Genomic DNA, 20,126 nt, shown 5'->3' with positions numbered 1-20,126 from the left:
CTCAGCTCTCGCTCGAAACGGTGGAGCGCGCGGCCGCTTCGGCGCGCGATTCCGGGCTGATGAGGAGAAAGCTGCGCTGCAGGGCGGGCCGGAACAGGCCTTCCATGGCGCCGGTGAAGAGGATCACGAGCGCCTGGATGATCACGACGACAGTGCGATCGAGCCCCGAAATCACATATTGCAGCTCATTGCCGCCCTGGTAGAGCGCCCCGAACAGGAGCGCGGCCAGCGCAATGCCCAGCGGATGGTTGCGCCCCATCAGCGCCACGGCAATGCCGACAAAGCCGGCATCGGCGACGAAATCGAGCACCAGCCGGTTCTGCACGCCCAGCACTTCGTTGAACGCCACCATGCCCGCCAGCGCGCCCGACAGGGTCATGGTGATAATGATCATCTTGCTGTTGGAAATGCCGGCATAGCGCGCGGCGGTGGGGTTCTGCCCCATGGTGCGCAGGGCATAGCCAAAACGGGTATGCCAGATCAGCACGTAAACGGCGACGAGCGCCAGCAGCGCGATGCCAATGGAGAGATTGACCGGCGTATAGTTGAAGGGCTCGAAGAACTGCCCCAGCTTGGGCATGCGCCCGGCTTCGGCGATCATGCGCGATTCCGGGCCCGATACATTGGCGGGCTTGAGGACGCGGTTGAGCATGTAGATCATCAGCGCCGAGGCGATGAAATTGAACATGATGGTGGTGATCACCACATGGCTGCCGCGCTTGGCCTGCAGATAGCCCGGAATAAACGCCCAGGCCCCGCCAAACAGCGCTGCTGCCAAGAGCGCCACGGGCGCCACGATGAGCCAATGGGTGGTATCGAGCGCGGTGGCGGCCAGGATCACGCCGAGCCCGGCGACATAGGCCTGCCCGTTGGCGCCGATATTGAAGAGCCCGCCATGGGCGGCGAGCGCCACGGCCAGCCCCGTGAAGATGAAGTTGGTGGTGTAATAGAGTGTATAGCCGATATTGTAGCCATTGCCGAAGGCGCCGGTGACAATGGCCCAGAGCGCCACGAACGGGTTCTGCCCGATCAGCAGCAGCACGATGCCCGACACGATAAAGGCCAGCACGAGATTGAGCACCGGCAGCAGGGCAATATCAGCCCAGCGCGGCAATGGCCGAAGCGCACTCATTGGGCGGCCTTTCTGTCGGTGACGCCGGCCATCATCAATCCAAGTTCGCCTTCGGTGGCGGTAGCGGGATCGGCTTCGCCCACGATCTGGCCGTCAAACATCACGAGGATGCGGTCCGACAGCGAGCGGATTTCGTCGAGCTCGACGGAAACGACGAGGATCGCCTTGCCGGCATCGCGCATCCTGATGATCTGGTTGTGGATGAATTCAATGGCGCCGATATCGACGCCGCGCGTGGGCTGGCCCACCACCAGCACATCGGGATTGCGCTCCATTTCGCGCGCCAGCACGATCTTTTGCTGGTTGCCGCCCGAAAACAGCGCTGTCTTGAGGTTGATGTCGGGGGGGCGCACGTCGAAAGTGGCGATGCGCTCGGCCGCGTCGCGCTTGGCGGCGGCAATATCGAGCAAGGGTCCGCGCCCATAGGCGGGATCGTCCTGGTAGCCGAGAATGGCGTTTTCCCATTCGGCAAAGCTGGTGACGAGACCCATGCGCTGCCGATCCTCGGGCACATGGGCCAGGCCCGCCGCCCGGGCGCGCGCCGCGCCATCATCGCCGCGCAGCGACAGCGGCTTGCCATTGAGGATCACCTCGCCTGCCCGCTGGTCGCGCATGCCGGTCACGGCCTCGAGCAGTTCGGTCTGGCCATTGCCCGACACGCCGGCAATGCCGACGATCTCGCCGGCCCGTACGGAAAAGCTGACATCCTTGACCCGCACAATGCCCAGATCGTCGGCAACCACGAGGTTGCGTACCTCAAGCAGGGTCTTGCCGGGATGGGCGGGGCCTTTTTCGATACGCAGCAAGACGCGGCGGCCGACCATGAGTTCGGCGAGCTGTTCAGGATTGGTGTTCCTGGTGGGGAGCGTCGCCACCATTTCGCCGCCGCGCATCACCGAAACAGTGTCGGTGATGGCCATGATCTCGCGCAGCTTGTGGGTGATGATGATGACCGTCTTGCCCTGGTCGCGCAGGGTTTGCAGCACCCGGAACAGGTCGTCGGCTTCCTTGGGCGTCAAAACGCCGGTGGGTTCATCGAGAATGAGCGTTTCGGCGCCGCGATAGAGCGCCTTGAGGATTTCCACCCGCTGCTGCTGGCCAACCGAGATATCCTCGATCACCGCGTCAGGGTCGACCTCGAGGTCATATTCGGCTTCGAGCCGCGCCAGTTCCTTGCGCGCCCGCGCCAGGCTTGGGCGCAAAAACCCGGAATCCTCGGCGCCCAGCACCACGTTTTCGAGCACGGTGAAATTTTCCACCAGCATGAAGTGCTGGTGCACCATGCCGATGCCGAGCTTCAGCGCATGGCGGCTATCGGTGATGGCCTGCACCTGCCCGTTGACGCGGATCGTGCCGCTGTCGGCGGTGTAAAAGCCATAAAGGATCGACATCAGGGTCGACTTGCCGGCGCCGTTTTCCCCCACAATGCCGTGGATGGTGCCGCGCGCGACCTTGAGGTCGATGTCCTTGTTGGCATGGACCGGGCCGAAGCGCTTGTTGATCCCCTCAAGCTCGATGGCCCAGCCCGCTGCCGGGACAGGAACAGCGGCCGGGTCCGGCCGCTGTGGGTTGGTGGGATCAATACCGCTCATCAGCGCTGGGCTTTACAGCGGGCAGTTGTTGTCGGTGGTGTAGTCATGCACCTCGATCTCGCCCGAAGCGATCTTGCCCTTGAGCTCGTCGAGCTTGGCCTGGTCTTCCGGGGTGATGAGGCTCTGGTTGTTCTCGTCGACGGCATAATCGACAAAGTCGCCATCCAGACCCAGAATGGTGAGGCCCGGCTTGAAGGTGGCGTCATCGGCGCCATTGGTGAAGGCTTCGATCACGGCATTGTCGACGCGCTTGAGCATCGAGGTCAGCACCGAGCCGGGATGCAGGTAGTTCTGGTTGCTGTCGACGCCGATCGAGTACTTGCCCTGATCGGCCATGGTCTGCAGCACGCCGAGGCCTGAGCCACCAGCAGCGGCAAAGATCACGTCGGCGCCGGCGTCGGAAGCGGCGGTCGCCAGTTCACCGGCGGTCACCGGATCGTTCCAGGCAGCCGGGGTGGTGCCGGTATAGTTTTCGATCAGCTTGATGTCGGGGTTCACGGCCTTGGCGCCCTGCGCATAGCCGCAATAGAATTTGTGGATCAGGGGCACGTCCATGCCACCCACAAAGCCGATCGTGCCGGTTTCGGACTTCATCGCCGCGAGCGCACCGACAAGGAACGAGCCGGTATGCTCGTCAAACAGGATCGACTGGACATTGGGAGCATCCACCACGGCGTCGATCACGACGAAATTGGTGTCGGGAAATTCGGCGGCGAGCGGGGCCAGCACCGATTCCCACATGAAGCTCATCACGACGATTGGGTTGGCGCCCTGGCTGGCGAAGCGGCGCAGGGCCTGTTCGCGCTGGGCGTCGTTTTGCAGTTCCAGTTCGAGATAGTTGCCGCCGGTGTCTGCCTTCCACTTCTCGGCGCCGTTATAGGCGGCCTCGTTGAAGGACTTGTCGAACTTGCCGCCCAGATCATAGATCAGTGCGGGATCAGCAAAGGCGGCACCCGAAAGCAGTGCGCTCAGCGCGATCCCGCCGGCCAGTGCCTTGATGGAGCTTGCAAACTTCATGAGGTCGTCTCCCTGTCTCGCAATGGAGCGTTGGCGCCACGCCCAACGGTGAATTCTCCCTGCGCTCTGGGGGGATACAATCGTGCAATCCCCTTGTCCGCAAGCAAAAAAGCAGCGCCTTCAATGATCTGAACAAAGATTGACCATGCCGCCGCTCCGGTAGGCGCGGCCGGCGGCTAACCCGCCTGCTCTGGCGGTGGCAGCGGAGTCACCGCGGCGCCCATCGCATCGCCGAAGCGGGCGAAAAAGCCATCGATGATCTTTTGCGCGGAGTTGCCAATAATCGCCTGTCCCAGGCGCATGAGCTGGCCCGAGGCGCCGCCGGTGGCGGTGAACACGAGTTCAGTCTGTTCGCCCCGGTCGGTCAGCACGATATCGGCCGTCCCTTCGGCGAGCCCTAACAGGCCGCCCTTGCCGCGGCCCGTCAGCGTATAGCGCTCGGCCGGAACGATATTGGACAGGTTGAGCCCGCCTTTGAACACGGGATGCACCACGCCCAGATTGACCTTGATCTCGAGGTCGAGCGCTGTCGGCCCCGACCATTCGATGCGATGGCAGCCGGGAATGGCGGCTTGCAGCACCGCGGCGTCATTCAGGGCGAGCCAAACCACGGGACGGGGCGCAGCGATGAGATAACGGCCACCGAACTGCATCAGCGCATGCCCAGCGCGACGGGCGGAAAAATGGCAGCGCTGTGGCGAAAATACCGTGGTTTGCAAATGCTTTGCACTGATTTTGCCCCTGCCCTTTACGTGCGGCTTTTTCGCACCAATATGGCCTAAATAGTCGGCCTGTGGCGCAGATGCAATTGTCACGCGTTAGGCCAGCAGCAATCTATAGCGCAACCAGGCGATCTCGCCGATGCCGCGCAGAATCAGGAGCGAACATGGCCAGCCAAGTCACCACTGCTACGCCCACCGCCAATTCGGTGCCCTCCGCCGTTGCCGAACAGCCGCTGCAGTATCTGGACAAGGCCGTCAACGCGATCCGCAATCTGGGGATCTGGCCCGAACAGCAGGGCGAGCAGCCCATCACCGGCTTGTTGCAACAGATCACCGATCTGGATGAAACCCGAGTAATCCTGATCGGGCGCACGCTCTCGCAGGCCAGCGCCTTCAACGAGGTGGTGCGCGAGCAGGTCGCGGCCGTCAAGATCGGCGAGCGCTACGAGGACATCACCAAGGGCTTTGACTCCATCCGCGACGACGCCAAGGCGATGGTCGACCAGTTGGCCGACAACAAGATCAACCTGGTGGAACGCGTCAGCAATGTGTGGATGAAGGTCAGCCGCGGCGACATTGCCACGCGCTTCAATTCCATTCGCGACACCTATCTCGCGGTCACCGCCGACACCAAGGACCAGATCGAGCGCGAGCACACCATTCTCGAGGCCTATCGCGATTTCCGCGGGGCGCTGAAGCAAGCCGAGGTGATGGCGCTCGAAGTGCTGGCCACCGCCGAGCAGCGGCTGGAAGAAAAGAAGAATATTTTGCAGGCTGCGGCCGAGGAACTGGCCGGCTATGCCGGCACTGTGCCGGCCGATCGCGCCCGCCTTGAAATGGCGCGCGACGAGCGCCTGCGCGAAATGCAGAACGAGGAAAAGCGCTACCAGATCGCCAAGGACCTCTCGGACAATTTGACCATCTCCTACAACACTTCCGAAGTGGTGATGGCGCGACTGATGCAGACCACCAATGCCAAGGAGCGGGTGTATCAGCAGTCGATCTCGTTCTTTTCCACCAATGAAACCGTTTTGACGGCCCTGTCGGCCTCGTTCACCGGCATGTTCGGGCTCAACGAATCCACCGCCACGCTCAACGCGATGAAGGAAGGGATGAGCAAGAGCCTCGAGACCCTCTCGGAAATCGGCGACCGGGTGGGCGAGGAAGCGGTGCGCGCCGGGTATGGCCCGACCGTGCGCGCCGATGCGGTCAAGAAGCTCGTCGACAGCGTCATAAACTTTCAGGAAAAGTCGCGCACCATCATCAACGAGATGCGCGTGGCCTCGACCAAGAACTCGGCCGAAATCCGCGATGCGGTGGAAGACGGCAAGCGGCGCCTCGCGACCCTTGCGACCGAAGGCAATGCCTTGCTGCTTGAATCTGGCCGCTGAGTAGGACGAGCACGGATGCAGGCCCGACCATGAGCGATGTTCAGGCGAAGGCCCCTGCCCCTGCCCCGCTCGACGAGGTCATGCTGGCGATGGACGTGGTCGACACGCTCCGTCACCGGCAGGACCTTGCCGTGCGTGAACTCGAAGGGGTGACCCGCGAGCAGCAGCTGATCGACAAGCTGCGCGAGGTGTATCGCCACCAGGGCATCGAAGTGCCCGACCATATCCTGCGGGAAGGCGTGGCGGCGCTGGCTGAAAGCCGGTTCGTTTATGACCCGCCCACTCCGGGCTGGCGCACCACTTTGGCGCGGCTTTATGTCGGGCGCAAAAGCTGGGGCAAGCCGGTGGGCGCGCTGCTGCTGGTGCTGCTTGTGTGTGCCGTCGGCTATTTCGGCGCCTGGCGGCCTTATCAGTCGAGCCAGGCTGAGCAAGCGCGCATCGAGCTCAGCGAAGGCCTGCCCGCGCAGATGGACATGCTCTACCAGACCATTTTCGAGGAAACCAAGGTGCAGCAGGCCGTGGTGGAGGCCGAAGTGCTGCGCTCGCGCGGCAAGGCCTTTGCGGCCGAAGGCAATCGCGCGGGCGCGGAAGACGCGGTCAAGCGCCTGACCGACCTGCGCGACCTGCTGCGCCAGCAATATACCCTGCGCGTGATCAACCGGCCCGATCAGCAATCGGGTTTCTGGACCTTCCCCGAGATCAACACCGCCGCGACCAATTACTACATCGTGGTGGAAGCGGTGGGGCCCGATGGGGACGTGTTGTCGCTGCCGGTGCTCAACGAGGAAACCATGGAAACCGAGACCGTTTCGGTCTGGGCCATTCGCGTGCCCGAGGCGGTCTACAACGCCGTTGCCGCCGACAAGCGCGACAACGGCATCATCGAAGCCAATGAAGTGGGCCGCAAATCGGACGGGTTCATGCAGGTCGAATATCTGATGCCGGTTCTCGGCGGGGCACTGACGCGGTGGTAAAGCAATGAGCATCCGCGGACCCCAGGCCCTGGCCAGCCTCGACGAGGCCATGCGCGACATCCGGCGCGAAGAGGACGAAATCTCGCGCCGCCTTGCCCGCTCCGCCGAGCGGCTGAGCAAGATGCGCGAAAGCGAAGCGGAGCTGTTCCGGCAGCTGGCGCAATTACGCCTCGATCCGGGCGTGCAGGGCGAACTCGACGGGCGCATTTCGCTGGCCGAAAGCAAGGCGCGCGAAATGCTCAAGGACCATGCGCGCCATCTGAGCCAGGCCGAGGAAGGGCTCGCCGCCGCCGATGCGGAGTTGGCGGGCCTTACCGAGCAGCGCGCCCAGGCGCTGGCGGAACTCGAAACAAGGCAAAGCGAGCTCAAGGCACTGGGCGCGCGCCTCCAGGCGCAGATCAGCACCGACCCCGCCTGGATCGCCAAGCGGCAGGAGGCCGAGGAACTCGCCGAGATTGCCGCCCAATCCATGCGCAAGACCGAGCAGGCGGAAGCCGACCAGGCGCAAAAGGGCAGCCCTTATCGCAGCGATCCGCTGTTCATGTATTTGTGGGATGCCGGTTATGGCACCTCGCGCTATCGCGCCAACAATCTGGTGCGCTTCCTTGATGGCTGGGTCGCGGGGATCGTCGGCTTCAACAAGGCGCGGCCCAATTTCGCCATGCTCAACGAATTGCCGATGCGCCTGCGCGAGCATGCCGAGCGCCAGATCGCCAATGCGGAAGCGGCGCAGGCCGAGCTCGACCGGCTCGAACAGGTCGCCATCGACGAAGCGGGCGGTCGCCCCTTGCGCGAAGCATTGGCCGCCATGCAGGCGCGCATCGAGGCGATCGACGCCGAGATCGTCGCCGCCGAAGATCGGCGCGATGGTGCCGCCCAGGCGCTGGGCGCAATGGCGCAGGGGCGCGATCCCTCCTTTGCCGAAGCGCTCGATACGCTCGCGACCGAGCTGGGGCGCGAGGATATCCAGACGCTGCTGGCCGAAGCGCGGCAGACCCGCACCGGGCGCGACGACACCATCGTCGCCCAGATCGACGATGCCCGGGCGCGCATGAAGGAAGAAGACGCCGAGGTGCGCGAGCAAAAGGCGCGCCTCAAGACCCTCGCCGCCCGCCGGCGCGAGCTCGAGGACATCCAGTGGGAGTTCAAAAAGCAGCGGTTCGACGATCCCCGCTCGAGCTTTGGCGAAGACCGGCTCGTGGGCGACATGCTCAACGATTTCCTGCGCGGGGGCATTTCCGCCGCCTCCTACTGGGAGCATTGGCGGCGCTCGCAGAACTGGAACCCCGGCACCAGTGATTGGGGTGGCGGCGAAGGCCTGCCCAATAACGGGCGCAGCGCCAATCCCTGGCCGCAAGGCGGGGGCGGCTTCCAATGGCCCGAAGGCAGCTTTGGCGGCGGCAGCAGGCGCGATGGCGGCGGCGGTGGGCGTCCGCCCGCAGGGGGCGGCGGCTTTTCGCGCCCGCGCACCGGCTCAGGCGGCACGCGCAAGCATGGCGGGTTCAAGACGGGCGGCGGGTTCTAGCACCCGCCACCCGACCGTGGCCTCAGGCCGGGTTGATGAAGCCGAACACCGCAGCGGCATTGCCGCTCTGCTCGGCAAAGCGCTGGCGATGCACGCGCTGCACCAGCACCTCGCCATTCTCGGGTCCTGCCGCCAGCAGTTGCATGGTTTCGCTGATATAGTCGGCCAGTGGCATGGCGTTGGGGTCATTGGCCTGCTTTTCGCCCTGCAGCGTGGTTTGCACATAGGGCGGGGCGAGCTCGATCACCTCCACAGCCGTGTGGCGCAGCTGATGGCGCAGCGACTGGGAATAGCTGTGGATCGCCGCCTTGGTGGCGCTATAGGTCGGGGTCGACGCCTTGGGCACGAAGGCCAGGCCTGAGGAGACGGTCAACACCGCCGCCCGAGGTTGCGCCAGCAGATGCGGCAGCAAGGCAGCCGTAAGACGGATCGGCCCCAGCAGATTGGTCGCGACCGTTGCCTCGGCGATCGCCAGATAGTCCCCCGCGACCAAATCTTCATCGACCATGATCCCGGCATTGTTGATCACGGCGTTGAGCGCGGGAAAGGCCGCGATCACCCGCTGGGCGAAGGCGCGGATCGCTTCGGGGTCGCTCATATCCACGGTGAATGCCGCCATGCCGGGATTGGCGGCGGTGACCGCATCGAGCGCGTCCTGGCGCCGCCCGCTGATGATCACCTGATTGCCCGCGCGGTGAAAGGCTTCGGCCAAGCCCCGGCCGATGCCGGAGCCGCCGCCGGTAATGAGAATGGTGTTGCCGCTCATGCGCATGAAAACTCTCCTTGGCTTGTGTCGCCCAGAGTTAAGCCGCATACTCTCCTACGGGAAGTAGGCACCCAAAAGATCCATACGCACCCAACGGAGAGTGTCGATGCCGCGAGAAGTTTCAGCCCCCTCGATCTACCAGTGGAGCGAGCGCGCTGGCGGCAAGCCGCTCGATCCCGAACTCGATCGCCTGGTGCGCGACATCATCGGCAAGGTCGCCGACAAATGGACCATGCTGATCCTCGAGGCCCTCAATGATCACGGTACGCTGCGCTTCACCGATGTGGGACGCAAGGTCGGCGAGATCAGCCAGAAGATGCTGACCAAGACCTTGCGGCAGATGGAAGCCGATGGCCTCGTGCAACGAACCGTGCATCCGGTGATCCCACCCCATGTGGAATACAGCCTCACCCCGATGGGCCGGAGTCTCGGGGGCGCGTTTTGCGGCGTCTGGCTGTGGGCGGAAGAGCATCACGCGGCTATCGAGGCGAGCCGCAAGGCCTTTGCCGAACGTAATGGCGCGGCTTAATTGGCGGTTGGGGTCGCCATCAGTTCCCAGACATTGCCTTCGCTGTCGGCGAAGTAAGCCGAGTAGCCCCATTCGGACGATGTGCCCGGGGTAATGATCGAGCCACCCGCCACCAGCACCTGGTCGAGAATGGCATCGACCTCGACGGCATCGGCGGCGCGGTGGCTGAGCACAAAGCCCGGCGAGCCCGCTACGGGGGCTTCGAGCCCCGCGGTCTCGGCAATCTGGGTGCGCGGGAACAGCACAAAGCTCAGCCGTTCATCGAGAAAAAACGCCACATGGTCGTCCCCTGCCCCGATCTGGTCGTCGCCCAGCTCGAACAGCGCGCGGTAAAAGGCAAAGGCGCGCGGCAGATCATCGACGCCGATGGTGATGATGCTGATGGTTGGCTTCATGGCTGGCGCGCTCCTCGGGCGGTCTCAGTAGGCGTTATTCGTAGTACACGCTGATGCGCTGCCCGCCGATCTCATGGACCTTGATGTCCATCTCGTAGATCCCGGACAGCACTTCGGGGCGGATCATTTCATCGGCGGGGCCTTGGGCCGCGACCTTGCCGTGCTTCATGGCGATGATGAAATCGGAATACCAGGAGGCAAAATTGATGTCGTGCAGCACCAGCACCACGGTCTTGCCCAACTCGTTGGCCGCCTTGCGCAAGAGCTTCATCATGCCCATGGCATGCTTCATATCGAGATTGTTGAGCGGCTCGTCGAGCAGCACATAGTCGGTGTCTTGGCAGAGGACCATGGCCACAAAAGCGCGCTGGCGCTGCCCGCCCGAAAGCTCGTCGAGGAACCGGTCCGACAACTCGCCCAGATTGAGATAGCCAATGGCATCGTCGATGCGCTTCTCGTCGTCTCGCGTCAGCCGGCCGCGCGAATAGGGAAAACGCCCAAAGGAAACGAGGTCGCGCACGGTCAGGCGCGCGGTCATGTGGTTGTCCTGTCGCAGGATGGACAGGCGCCGCGCCAGCACTTCGCTGCCGGTCTTGCTGACATCGAGTCCGTCCACGGTGACGGTGCCCTTGTCCATGCTCATGAGGCGGCTGACCATGGACAGCAGGGTCGACTTGCCGGCCCCATTGGGCCCGATAATGGAGGTGATGCCGCCAGAAGGAATGGACAGCGTCACGCCATCCACCACGCAGCTGGCACCATAATGTTTGGTGACGTTGGTGGTGATGATCATCGCGCGGTTCTCCGCAGCACAAGGAAAATAAAGACGATACCGCCCAAAAACTCGATGATGATCGAGAGCGCCGTATCGAACTCAAATATGCGCTCGAGCACGGTTTGCCCACCCACAAGGCAGATCACGGCCAGGAGCACCGCCGCGGGCAGCACATATTTATGCTTGCTGTTGCCCACCAGCGAATGGGCCAGGCTCGCCACCAGGAGGCCAAAAAAGGTCACCGGGCCCACGAGCGCCGTCGAGACCGCCACCAGCACCGACACCATGATCAGCATGGCGGTGATGGTGCGCTTGTAGTTGACCCCAAGATTGATCGCATTGGCGCGCCCGAGGGTCAGCACATCAAAGACCGGGATCATCCGGATCACGGCAATGGTCACAACCGCCAGGACCGCATAGGCGAAGAGGAGATGGTCGGTGTCGACCCGCGAGAAGCTCGCAAAAAAGCTGTCCTGCAGCACGTTGAAGGCATTGGGATCCATCAGGCGCTGCATGAAGGAAATCACGCTGCGGAACATGATGCCAAAGACAATGCCCACCAGCACCAGCAAATGCAGGCTGCGCTCCTGCCAGACGAACAGCCAGGAGAACAGCGCGCTGGCAAAGCCGATCATCACTACCATTTCGAGGAGGAAATGCAGGTCGGAATTGAGGCTGATGAGGCTGCCAATGCCGAAAAAGAACACCAGCGAGGTTTGCAGCAGCACGTAAAGGCTATCAAAGCCCATGATCGAGGGCGTGAGAATCCGGTTATTGGTGGCGGTCTGAAACAGCACGGTCGAGAGCGCCACCGAATAGCCGACGAGGATCAAACCGAGGAGCTTGCGGCCGCGGAACGGGATCACGAAGCTCCAGCTGCCCTTGGCCCCCAGCGTCATGAAGCAGACGATGGAAACGAGTGCCAGCAGCGACAGGATGACCAGCACCAGCACCGGCCGGGTCCAGGTGCGGCGCGATATGCCCAGGAACGGGGCGTGAGCCGTGGAGAGATCAGGCGGCACTGCGACGGGTCCTGAGCAACAGATAAAGGAAGATGACACTGCCGATGACGCCGACGACCACCCCGATCGGGATTTCATAGGGGTAGCGGATCACCCGCCCCAGGATATCGCAGGCCACTACGAAGGCCGCGCCCGATACCGCCACCCAGGGCACGGTGCGCCGCATATTGTCCCCCACCAGGAGGCTGATGACATTGGGCACGACGAGGCCGAGGAAGGGGATGATGCCGACGGACACCAGCACCACCGCGCTCGAGATCGAGACGATGATGAGCCCCAGGGTCATGGTCTGGTTGTAGTTGAGCCCCAGATTGGTGGTGAAATCCTCGCCCATCCCCGCGACGGTGAAGCGGTCGGCGGCCCAATACGCGGCGACGGCACAAACCAGCCCAATCCAGAGCAGTTCATAGCGGCCGCGCAGCACGCCGGAAAAATCGCCGAGCTCCCAGGCGAGCAGCGACGGCAGGAGGCCAAAGCGATAGGCAAAAAAGCTCGTCACCGCGCCGATAATGCCCGAGAGCATGATGCCGATCAGGGGCACGAGCAGCACATCGCGGGGCGGCACGCTGCGGATCACCCGCAAGAACAGGAAAGTGCCGGCGAGGGCAAACAGCGCTGCCACCATCATCTTGGCCATGATGGGCCAACCGGGTGCCAGCAGAGTCACGAGCAAAAAGCCCAGCAGCGCGGACTCCGTCGTGCCCACCGTGCCCGGCTCGACAAAGCGGTTGCGCACGACGATCTGCATTACAAGGCCGGCAATAGCCATGGACGAGCCGGCGAGCAGCAGCGACAGGGTACGGGGCACGCGGCTGATCAGCAGCACCTGCATCGGCCGCCCTTCGGGGCCACCCGAAAACACTCCCGCCAGCGTCACATCGCTGACCCCGATAAACAGGCTCGCAATCGCCAGCAGAAGCGTGGCCACACCAGCGATAATCAGCAGCGGCAAGGCCCGCATGGCACCTCGTTCTTAAATGGCAGAACCCGGCGGAATGATCCGCCGGGCTGAATGATTGATCGCTAGGGGCCGGTGTTAGCTGTTGAGGCCTTCCAGCACCTGATCGAGCATCAGCATCAGGCCGTTATAGCCATGCATGGTGACATAAGCGGCTTGAGGGTCGAGGTAAACAATGTGACCTTCCTTGGCGGCGGTGGTCTGGTTCACCAATTCGTTGTCGAGCAGGGCGGCAGCAGCGCCGGTGTTCTCGCCAACGCCGGCATCACGGTCGACCACGAAGAGCCAATCGGGATTGGTTTCGAGGATGAACTCGAAGGAAACGCTGTCGCCACCGTGATCGCCGTCTTCCACATCGGCCATGGCCGAGGGCATGCCGAGTTCATTGTAGATCCAGGCGACACGCGAGCCGGGTCCGTAAACGCCGACATTGCCGGCATTGGTCACGAGCACGAGCGCGGTGCCCTTGCCTTCGGCCGCAGCTTTGACTTCGGCGATCTTGGCTTCGAGATTGGCGTTGAGTTCGGCGGCCTTCTCTTCGAGCCCAAAGATCTCGCCGAGCTTGGTGATGTTGGCTTCCACGCCCTCGACCAGATCGGCATTGTCGACGGTCAGGTCGATGGTGGGCAGGATTTCGGCGGCGGTCGGGTACGCGGTGCGCGAGCGGGCAGCGACGATATAAAGATCGGCGTCGGCGGCAGCGATGCCTTCGAAATCGGGCTCCTGGAGCGAGCCGATCTTGAGCGCGTCGGCGGGAACGGAGTCAGCGAGGTAAGCGGGCACATTGGACGAGGGAATGCCAGCGACCGGAACGCCGAGCGCGGTCAGGTTGTCAAAGGCTGCCCAATCGGACACCAGCACTTTTTCGGGTACGCCGGTGATGGTGGTTTCACCCTGGGGATGGGTGACGGTGACTTCCTGAGCCTGGGTGCCCAGGCTGGTAAAGGCCAGCGCGCCAGCGACGAGCGCGGCGAGCAAGGAGGGGGTGCGGGTGATGGTGTTCACGAGACTTCCAATCCAGGGTTTGGGCAAACAGCTCAGCACTGCCAGTTTAAGCTGACGTTGCTTGTCGGGTTACCTAACCGGGCGGAAGCGCCGAGTCAAAAGATAGTTGAGGCTGCCACTCACCTATACAGGGCGAGTGGCGCCGGGTTTTTAGTCCCTAGTGGCTGTGCTCGCCTTCGGGGGCGTCATGAGCGTGCTCACCCGCGCCATGGGCTTCGGTCGCATCGGCGGCCTGCACGGGGATTTCGATTTCGACCGGGCCGGCATGCTCGAACACCAGGGTCACCGGCACGCTCTCGCCTTCAACGAAGGGCTGGGTCAGGCCCAGGAACATGATGTGCAGCCCACCGGGCTCGAGCGCCACGGTTTCACCCGCTTCGATGGTGATGCCGTCAGCCAGGGGGCTCATCTTCATGACATCCCCTTCCATCTTCATCTGGTGCAGTTGCACCGTGCCGGCAGCGGGGGAAGTGGCGGAAACCAACCGGTCGGACGCATCGCCCGTGTTCTCGATGGTCAGATACCCGCCCGCGACGGGAGCATTGGGCAGGGTCGCGCGGGTAAAGGGCACCGAAATGTTGAGAGGGCCATGATGCACCACCCCGTTATGAGCAAGAGCAGGCGCAACGAGCAGCAGGGCAGACACAATGGCGGCGGCACGGAAACGGCGGAACATCGGAGTGATCCTGGGTGAGCGGATGAACGGCGTCAGCTTAACGCGCCACTAGGGCGTAGGTGCATAGGTTTCGCTGACCAGCGACAAAAAGCCCTTCACCGGCGCTGACAGCGGCGTCGAGCGGCGGCGGGCGACCAGCAGTTGCCGCAGCGCCCAGCTATCGGCGAGCGGGGCACAGGCGAGGTCCGTACCCGCCAGCAGATGCAGGCTCGTCGAGCGCAAAAAGCCGATGCCAAAGCCCGCTTCCACCATGCGCACCAGCGCAGGGAAACTCTCCACCCGCAGGCTTTCGGTCAGTTTGCGGCCGTCGCGGCGGGCGGCTTCGGCGAGCAGGCGATCGAGCGCGCCGGCATGGTGGATGCCCACAATGGCGTGCTCGACCACCTCGGCAAAGGCAATGCCGCTGCGGGGCTCGAGCCGGGGCGCCAGCGGATGCTCGGGCGGCGCCAGCACCCAGACGCGGTCATCCTCGAAGGGGCGCGTTTCAAAGCGGGCGAAATCGTAATTGTCCGAAACAATGGCCACATCCGCCCGGCCTTCATCGAGCGCCAGCAGCGCGCGGGCGGCGCCCATTTCCATGATGTCGAGCCCGATGCCAGCATGGTTCTGGCTATAGCGGGCCAGCAGTTCGGGCAGCCGGCCGGTCAGCGCCGAACCGGTGCAGGCGAGGCGCAGGCTGCCGCGCTGGCCGGTGGAAAAATCCACCATGGTGGCGTCGAGATCGGCGATGGCACGCAGCACGGTGCGGCAACCCTCGGCATAGGCGCTGCCGGCAGCGGTCAGGCGCACGCCATGGGCAGAGCGATCAAACAGGGCCGTGCCCAACCGGTTCTCGAGATCCGATACGCGGCGGCTGACGGCGGAAGAGGCAATGCCCTCGCGCTCGGCGGCGCGGCCGATCGAGCCGGTATCGGCCAGCAGCAAAATCAGGCGTGCGGTGACGCTGTCGAACGGTGCCATCCCATCTCCCTGGCTGAGCCCACTGATAGGGCGTTCAGAGCACCAGGGAAAGGCCGCGCGCAAGATAGAAAATGCCAATGGCCGAGACGATCCAGCGCGTCCAGCTGCGGAAATTGGCGTCGGTCACGCGCTGCAGGATCCAGTAGCCGGCGCTGGTGCCGGCCACCGCGAAAGGCGCGGCGAGCGCCACGCCCAGCCATTCCCCAGAGCTCAGCACCATGGTGGCGTTCCAGTAGAACACCACTTTGGCCCCATGCGAGAGCACCTGCACCGCCGCCTTGGTCGCGACGATCCGCCGCCGGTCCATGGCGGTGCGGATGAAAAAGATATCGACGGTCGGCCCCGACACACCGACCGCGAGGTTAAGCCCGCCCCCGAGCATGCCGCAGAGCACGGCATGATGGGGCTTGCTGGCATCGAGCCGCAGCCAGTCGGCGGGAATCCAGACAAGGATCGGCAAGAGCCCAATGGCGATGCAGACAACCGCGAGATCGGGCGTATAGCGCACGATGAAGAGGATGGTGGCCGCCACCAGCAGCCCCAGCGTAATCCAGCCCATGATGCGCCAATCGATAAAGGCGCGCGACAGCCAGGCCCGCGAGCCATTGGCGATGATCTGGATGGCGCCCTGCACCGCAATGGCGGTGCCCACCGGCAGCAGCGCCAAAAGGATGCCGAGGAGGATCAGCCCACCCGCCATGCCGAAGACGCCCGACAGGGTCGAGGTCAAAAACACCGCCCCCAACAGGGCAAGCACCGCTCCAAGGCTCAGCATCAGGGCTCCCCCGTTTCAGCCGGGTTCATGCCCGGCAGGGCAGCCGCGCGCCAGCACGGATCGGGCATGGCCCGGTGCTTTCCTGGCAAAGCTGGCGCGGTCAGGTGGAGGCGGCCTTGGGGCCGGCGGCGATCACCTCTTCGGGGATGTCGTCAAAGGAGGCGTAGTTCATGTTGTAGAGCCGGGCATAAAGCCCGTTCTTGGCCATGAGCTGGTCGTGATTGCCGTTCTCGATCAGCTCACCATTCTGCAGCACGATGATGCGGTCGGCCCCGCGAATAGTGGCGAGCCGGTGCGCGATCACGAGCCCGGTGCGCCCTTCGAGCACGGTCAGGAGCGCCTTCTGAATCTGCCGCTCAGTATAGGAATCGATATTGGCGGTGGCCTCATCGAGCACGAGGATCCTGGCATCGGCGACGAGCGCCCGGGCAAAGCTCAGCAGCTGGCGCTGCCCCAGCGACAGATTGGAGCCGCGCTGCTCGAGCATGGCATCATAGCCATTGGGCAGCCGTTCGATGAACTCATGGGCGCCAACGGCCTTGGCTGCCGCAACCACCTGTTCGCGCGTGGCATCGGCCTTGTTGTAGCGGATATTGTCGAGCACGCTGCCGGTAAAGAGGAACGGCTCCTGGAGCACCATGGCCACCTGCTCGCCCAGTGACTCCTGCGTCACATCCCGAACATCGTGACCGCCCACCAGCACGGAGCCGCCCTGCACTTCATAAAAGCGGTGCACAAGGGCCATGGCGCTGGTTTTGCCCGAGCCGGTCGGGCCGACCAGGGCGACGGTTTCGCCCGGATTGACGCGGAAGCTGACATTTTTGAGCACGGGATGATCGGCGCGATAGCCGAAGGTCACGTTGCGGAACTCAACCGAGCCATCCATGGCCCCGGTCAGCGCCACGGCGCCGGGCTTGTCGGCGATATCGACGGGCACATCGAGCACTTCGGTGATGCGCTGGCCCGAGCTCATGGCGCGCTGCATCACAGAATACTGCATGGTGAGCGAGCGGATGGGATCGAAAAAGCGCTGGATATAGAACAGGAACGTGACGATCACGCCCACCTGCAGCCCGCCATTGAGCACCATGGAGCCTCCCACCACGATCACAACAGCCATGGCGATGCCGGTGAGGCTATCAACGATGGGCACCATGACCTGGGCATATTTCGATGCGGTCAGCTGGGTCTTGAGGTTACCAAAGGCCTTGTCGTCATAGAGGTCGAAATTGACCCGCTGGCGATCGAGGTTCTGCACCGTGCGCACGCCATGAATGCCTTCGGCCAGGGCGCCCGCGGTGGAGGAATTGGTTTCGTGCGCGGCCATGAAGGCGGCCCGCGCCCGCGGCAGCCAGAAAATGCGCACGACGAACAGCACCGGCATGGTCGCGAGCGTTAGCAGGCCAAGTCGGAAATCAAGCGTCAGCAGCACGACGACAATGCCGACCAGCAGCACGATGTCGCCCACCGAGATCACGGAGGTTTCCAAAAACTCCTGCATGGAATTGACGTCACCCTGCAGGCGGCTCATCAGGCGACCCACTTCGGTCTTGTCCATGAAGGACAGCGACACGCGCTGGAGCTGGCTGAACATGGCGCGGCGCATATCGAACAGCACGTTTTCGGCCACTTCGCCGACCACGGTTTCCTGCACATAGCTGGCGCCGAAATTGAGCAGCACCACCACGCCAAAGGCCACGACGGCCCCGATCAGGTTGGCGTGATCGCCGCCTGCGGTCATGCCGCGGTCAATGGCAAAGCCGATGATCAGCGGAATGGCCAGCTGGGTCAGCGTGAAAACGATAACCGCCGCCACCGCCAGCAGCATGCGCCGGCGATAGGGATGCACAAAGGCCCAGATCCGGCGGATGGTCTTGGGATCATAGGCCTTGCCAAAGATTTCTTCCTCGATCCGGTGCGAACCCACCGTGGCGCGGGGCGGGCGCTGGCCGCGATTGACCGGAACGTCGTCGTCATGCTCGATAACGCTCATTGGGCCGCACTCCCCACGGCAAAGTCCTCGGCGTCGACCGGCTTGACCTGCAGGTCGTAGAGCGCGCGATAGCGACCGTTCTGGGCCAGCAACTGCTCATGGCTGCCGCGCTCGACGATCTTGCCGCCATCAAGAAACAGGATCTGGTCGGCATGCATCAGCGAACTCAGGCGGTGGGAGATGATGAGGGTGACGCGATCCTGCGCATAGCGCTTGATGGCGCTGCGGATGCGGTGCTCGGTGCCCGCATCGATGGCGGCGGTGGAATCGTCGAACACCATCACCGCCGGCTTGAGCACGAGGCTGCGGGCAATCGACAGGCGCTGGCGCTGCCCACCCGAAAGCGAGACACCCCGTTCGCCCACCACGGTGCCATATTGGGCCGGCAGGCCCATGATGTAGTTGTGCAGCTGGGCGCTTTCGGCGGCCCCGGCAATGGAGCGCTCCTTGGCCCAGGGATCGCCATAGGCGATGTTGTTTTCGATCGTGGTGGTGAACAGGAACGAGTCCTGCTGCACCACGGCCACGGCGCGCCGGAGCGAGGCGAGGGTCACGTCGTTGACGTTCTGCCCGTCGATGGTCACCGCCCCGCCGCTCACTTCGTAAAAGCGCGAGATCAGATGGGCCAGGGTCGACTTGCCACTGCCGGGGGCACCGACAATGCCGATGGTCTGGCCGCGCTTGGCTTCAAAGCTCACCCCGTCAAGCGTGGGATACAGCGCGCCGGGATAGGTGAAGTGCACATCCTCAAAGCGCAGCACGCCTTCGCCTAACTTGAGCGGCTTGGCCGCGGGTTTGTCGTCGATCTCGAGCGGCTGGTCGAGGAAGTCGAACAGGCGTCCGCCACAGGTGGCGGCGCGGGCAAAGCTGTTGACCATCATGCCGAGCTGGCGCACCGGCATCTGCAGAATGGTCATGAAGGTCAAAAACGAAGCGAGGGTGCCCACGGTCATGGTGCCGTCGATGACCTTGTTGCCCCCGAACCAGAGCACCAGCCCCATGGCGGCAAAGAACGAGAAGGTCATGGCGCTGGTGTTGCGCACGCGAATGCCGACGCGGGTATAGGCGAGCTCCAGGGCTTCTGCCGAAGCGCGGTCGAACTTGGCGAGTTCGAACTTCTGGCCCGAAAAGGCGCGCACGACACGAATGCCGCCCAGATTCTCTTCCATCACGCGGGTGACGGCGGACAGCTTGTCCTGCAGCATCAGCCAGGTCTTGCGCAGGGTCAGTTGCGCGACCGAGGAGCGCCAGGCGACAAAGGGCACAAAGCTCAGGCTCAAGACGCCCAGCAGCGGATCGGTCGAGATTAGCAGATAGGCGCCCAGCCCGATCAGCACGGACAGCAGCACCATGCGCACGAGCCCTGTCGAAAAGAACATGCGCACGCCATCGAGGTCGAGCAGACCGATGGTGATGAGATCGCCGGTATGGATGCGGTCGTGGAAAGAAAAGCTCAGGCGCTGCACCTTTTCATAGAAGGCCAGGCGCAGTTCGTAGCCGATGGTGTGGCCCACCGATTCACTGAAATAGTTCTGCGCCAGGGTGAAGAGCCCGCGCGCCACCGACACGGCCAGCAGGAGCAGCGCCGTGGTCCAGAGCGCCCGCTCGCCGGCATCGCCCGCCACCAGAATGCCCTGCGCCTCGTCCACCGCGCGGCCCAGCAGGCGGGGAATGGTCAGTTGGAGTCCCGCCGCAATCACCGTCGAGCCGATGGCAATGGTGACCTGCCAGGGATGGCGCAGCGTCAGCTTGGTGATGCGCCACAAGACGCCGGTGCCTTTACCGGCATGGACAGAGGCCAGGTGAGCGCGGGGGTCAGCGCGCCCACGGACGCGGCCAGCCGAGGGGGTGGTCACAGCAGATCCAGACTTCAAAAAGGGTGCTCCGGTGGGGCGCAGGGCAGCCACCGGGTGCGACAA

19 protein-coding genes are annotated in these 20,126 nt (G+C 63.7%); 4 read left to right on the top strand and 15 right to left on the bottom strand.

Features of this window, described 5'->3' with window-relative positions; genetic code table 11:
* Position 1 precedes the first annotated feature (1 nt).
* The 4 genes from ELX51_RS02155 to ELX51_RS02140 all read right to left on the bottom strand — a co-directional run bounded on the left by ELX51_RS02155 (position 2) and on the right by ELX51_RS02140 (position 4,394).
* Complete coding sequence (locus ELX51_RS02155; RefSeq protein WP_127751964.1) at positions 2–1,132, bottom strand: ABC transporter permease; 1,131 nt, start codon at positions 1,130–1,132, stop codon at positions 2–4.
* Complete coding sequence (locus ELX51_RS02150; protein WP_127751963.1) at positions 1,129–2,724, bottom strand: ABC transporter ATP-binding protein; 1,596 nt, start codon at positions 2,722–2,724, stop codon at positions 1,129–1,131. The genes ELX51_RS02155 and ELX51_RS02150 overlap by 4 nt, the downstream gene beginning before the upstream one ends.
* Before the next feature lie 12 nt (positions 2,725–2,736).
* A complete protein-coding gene (locus ELX51_RS02145; protein WP_127751962.1) occupies positions 2,737–3,741 on the bottom strand; it encodes a BMP family ABC transporter substrate-binding protein in 1,005 nt (334 codons plus the stop codon).
* Positions 3,742–3,917: 176 nt separating this feature from the next.
* Positions 3,918–4,394: an SRPBCC domain-containing protein gene (locus tag ELX51_RS02140; protein WP_127751961.1), complete on the bottom strand. Its 477-nt coding sequence runs from the start codon at positions 4,392–4,394 to the stop codon at positions 3,918–3,920.
* Positions 4,395–4,627: 233 nt separating this feature from the next.
* Between ELX51_RS02140 and ELX51_RS02135 the strand changes: the two genes are divergently transcribed.
* Genes ELX51_RS02135 through ELX51_RS02125 form a run of 3 tightly spaced genes read left to right on the top strand, consistent with a single transcriptional unit; the run spans position 4,628 to position 8,353 of the window.
* Positions 4,628–5,854 carry a cell surface protein gene (locus ELX51_RS02135; RefSeq protein WP_206524685.1) on the top strand — a complete coding sequence of 409 codons (1,227 nt, stop codon included), beginning with the start codon at positions 4,628–4,630 and terminating at the stop codon, positions 5,852–5,854.
* A gap of 29 nt (positions 5,855–5,883) precedes the next feature.
* The gene (locus ELX51_RS02130) at positions 5,884–6,828 is read left to right on the top strand and encodes a DUF6384 family protein (protein ID WP_127751960.1); all 945 of its coding nucleotides are present in this window, start codon (positions 5,884–5,886) and stop codon (positions 6,826–6,828) included.
* 4 nt (positions 6,829–6,832) lie between these two features.
* A complete protein-coding gene (locus ELX51_RS02125) occupies positions 6,833–8,353 on the top strand; it encodes a hypothetical protein (protein ID WP_127751959.1) in 1,521 nt (506 codons plus the stop codon).
* A gap of 22 nt (positions 8,354–8,375) precedes the next feature.
* Here the strand turns inward: ELX51_RS02125 and ELX51_RS02120 are convergent, their stop codons facing one another.
* Complete coding sequence (locus tag ELX51_RS02120) at positions 8,376–9,125, bottom strand: SDR family oxidoreductase (protein ID WP_127751958.1); 750 nt, start codon at positions 9,123–9,125, stop codon at positions 8,376–8,378.
* A 100-nt stretch (positions 9,126–9,225) separates the two neighbouring features.
* Between ELX51_RS02120 and ELX51_RS02115 the strand changes: the two genes are divergently transcribed.
* Positions 9,226–9,648, top strand: a complete 423-nt coding sequence (locus ELX51_RS02115; protein WP_127751957.1) for a helix-turn-helix domain-containing protein — start codon at positions 9,226–9,228, stop codon at positions 9,646–9,648.
* Here the strand turns inward: ELX51_RS02115 and ELX51_RS02110 are convergent.
* From ELX51_RS02110 to ELX51_RS02065, 10 genes are all read right to left on the bottom strand, one after another.
* Entirely contained in the window at positions 9,645–10,043 is a 399-nt protein-coding gene (locus ELX51_RS02110) for a VOC family protein (protein WP_127751956.1), read from the bottom strand. The genes ELX51_RS02115 and ELX51_RS02110 overlap by 4 nt on opposite strands.
* A 34-nt stretch (positions 10,044–10,077) precedes the next feature.
* Positions 10,078–10,836 (bottom strand): ABC transporter ATP-binding protein, encoded by a 759-nt coding sequence (locus ELX51_RS02105; protein WP_127751955.1) that lies wholly within the window; start codon positions 10,834–10,836, stop codon positions 10,078–10,080.
* A complete protein-coding gene (locus tag ELX51_RS02100; RefSeq protein WP_248305309.1) occupies positions 10,833–11,798 on the bottom strand; it encodes an iron chelate uptake ABC transporter family permease subunit in 966 nt (321 codons plus the stop codon). Before ELX51_RS02100 ends, ELX51_RS02105 begins: the two co-directional genes overlap by 4 nt.
* A gap of 31 nt (positions 11,799–11,829) precedes the next feature.
* Positions 11,830–12,801, bottom strand: coding sequence for an ABC transporter permease (locus tag ELX51_RS02095; protein WP_127751953.1), 972 nt, complete (start codon positions 12,799–12,801; stop codon positions 11,830–11,832).
* Positions 12,802–12,876: 75 nt separating this feature from the next.
* A complete protein-coding gene (locus ELX51_RS02090; RefSeq protein ID WP_206524684.1) occupies positions 12,877–13,803 on the bottom strand; it encodes an ABC transporter substrate-binding protein in 927 nt (308 codons plus the stop codon).
* 157 nt (positions 13,804–13,960) lie between these two features.
* Positions 13,961–14,479: a copper chaperone PCu(A)C gene (locus ELX51_RS02085; RefSeq protein WP_127751952.1), complete on the bottom strand. Its 519-nt coding sequence runs from the start codon at positions 14,477–14,479 to the stop codon at positions 13,961–13,963.
* Between the two features lie 48 nt (positions 14,480–14,527).
* Entirely contained in the window at positions 14,528–15,439 is a 912-nt protein-coding gene (locus ELX51_RS02080; protein WP_127751951.1) for a LysR family transcriptional regulator, read from the bottom strand.
* A 34-nt stretch (positions 15,440–15,473) separates the two neighbouring features.
* The gene (locus tag ELX51_RS02075; protein WP_127751950.1) at positions 15,474–16,214 is read right to left on the bottom strand and encodes a TSUP family transporter; all 741 of its coding nucleotides are present in this window, start codon (positions 16,212–16,214) and stop codon (positions 15,474–15,476) included.
* A 100-nt stretch (positions 16,215–16,314) separates the two neighbouring features.
* Positions 16,315–18,207, bottom strand: coding sequence for an ABC transporter ATP-binding protein (locus ELX51_RS02070; RefSeq protein ID WP_127751949.1), 1,893 nt, complete (start codon positions 18,205–18,207; stop codon positions 16,315–16,317).
* The gene (locus tag ELX51_RS02065) at positions 18,204–20,063 is read right to left on the bottom strand and encodes an ABC transporter ATP-binding protein (protein ID WP_127755145.1); all 1,860 of its coding nucleotides are present in this window, start codon (positions 20,061–20,063) and stop codon (positions 18,204–18,206) included. Before ELX51_RS02065 ends, ELX51_RS02070 begins: the two co-directional genes overlap by 4 nt.
* Positions 20,064–20,126: the final 63 nt, after the last annotated feature.

This window comes from Devosia sp. 1566, from assembly GCF_004005995.1.
Lineage (GTDB): Bacteria > Pseudomonadota > Alphaproteobacteria > Rhizobiales > Devosiaceae > Devosia.
The sequence above is the reverse complement of the archived record's forward strand: the minus strand, read 5'-3'. Positions and strand labels throughout refer to the sequence as shown.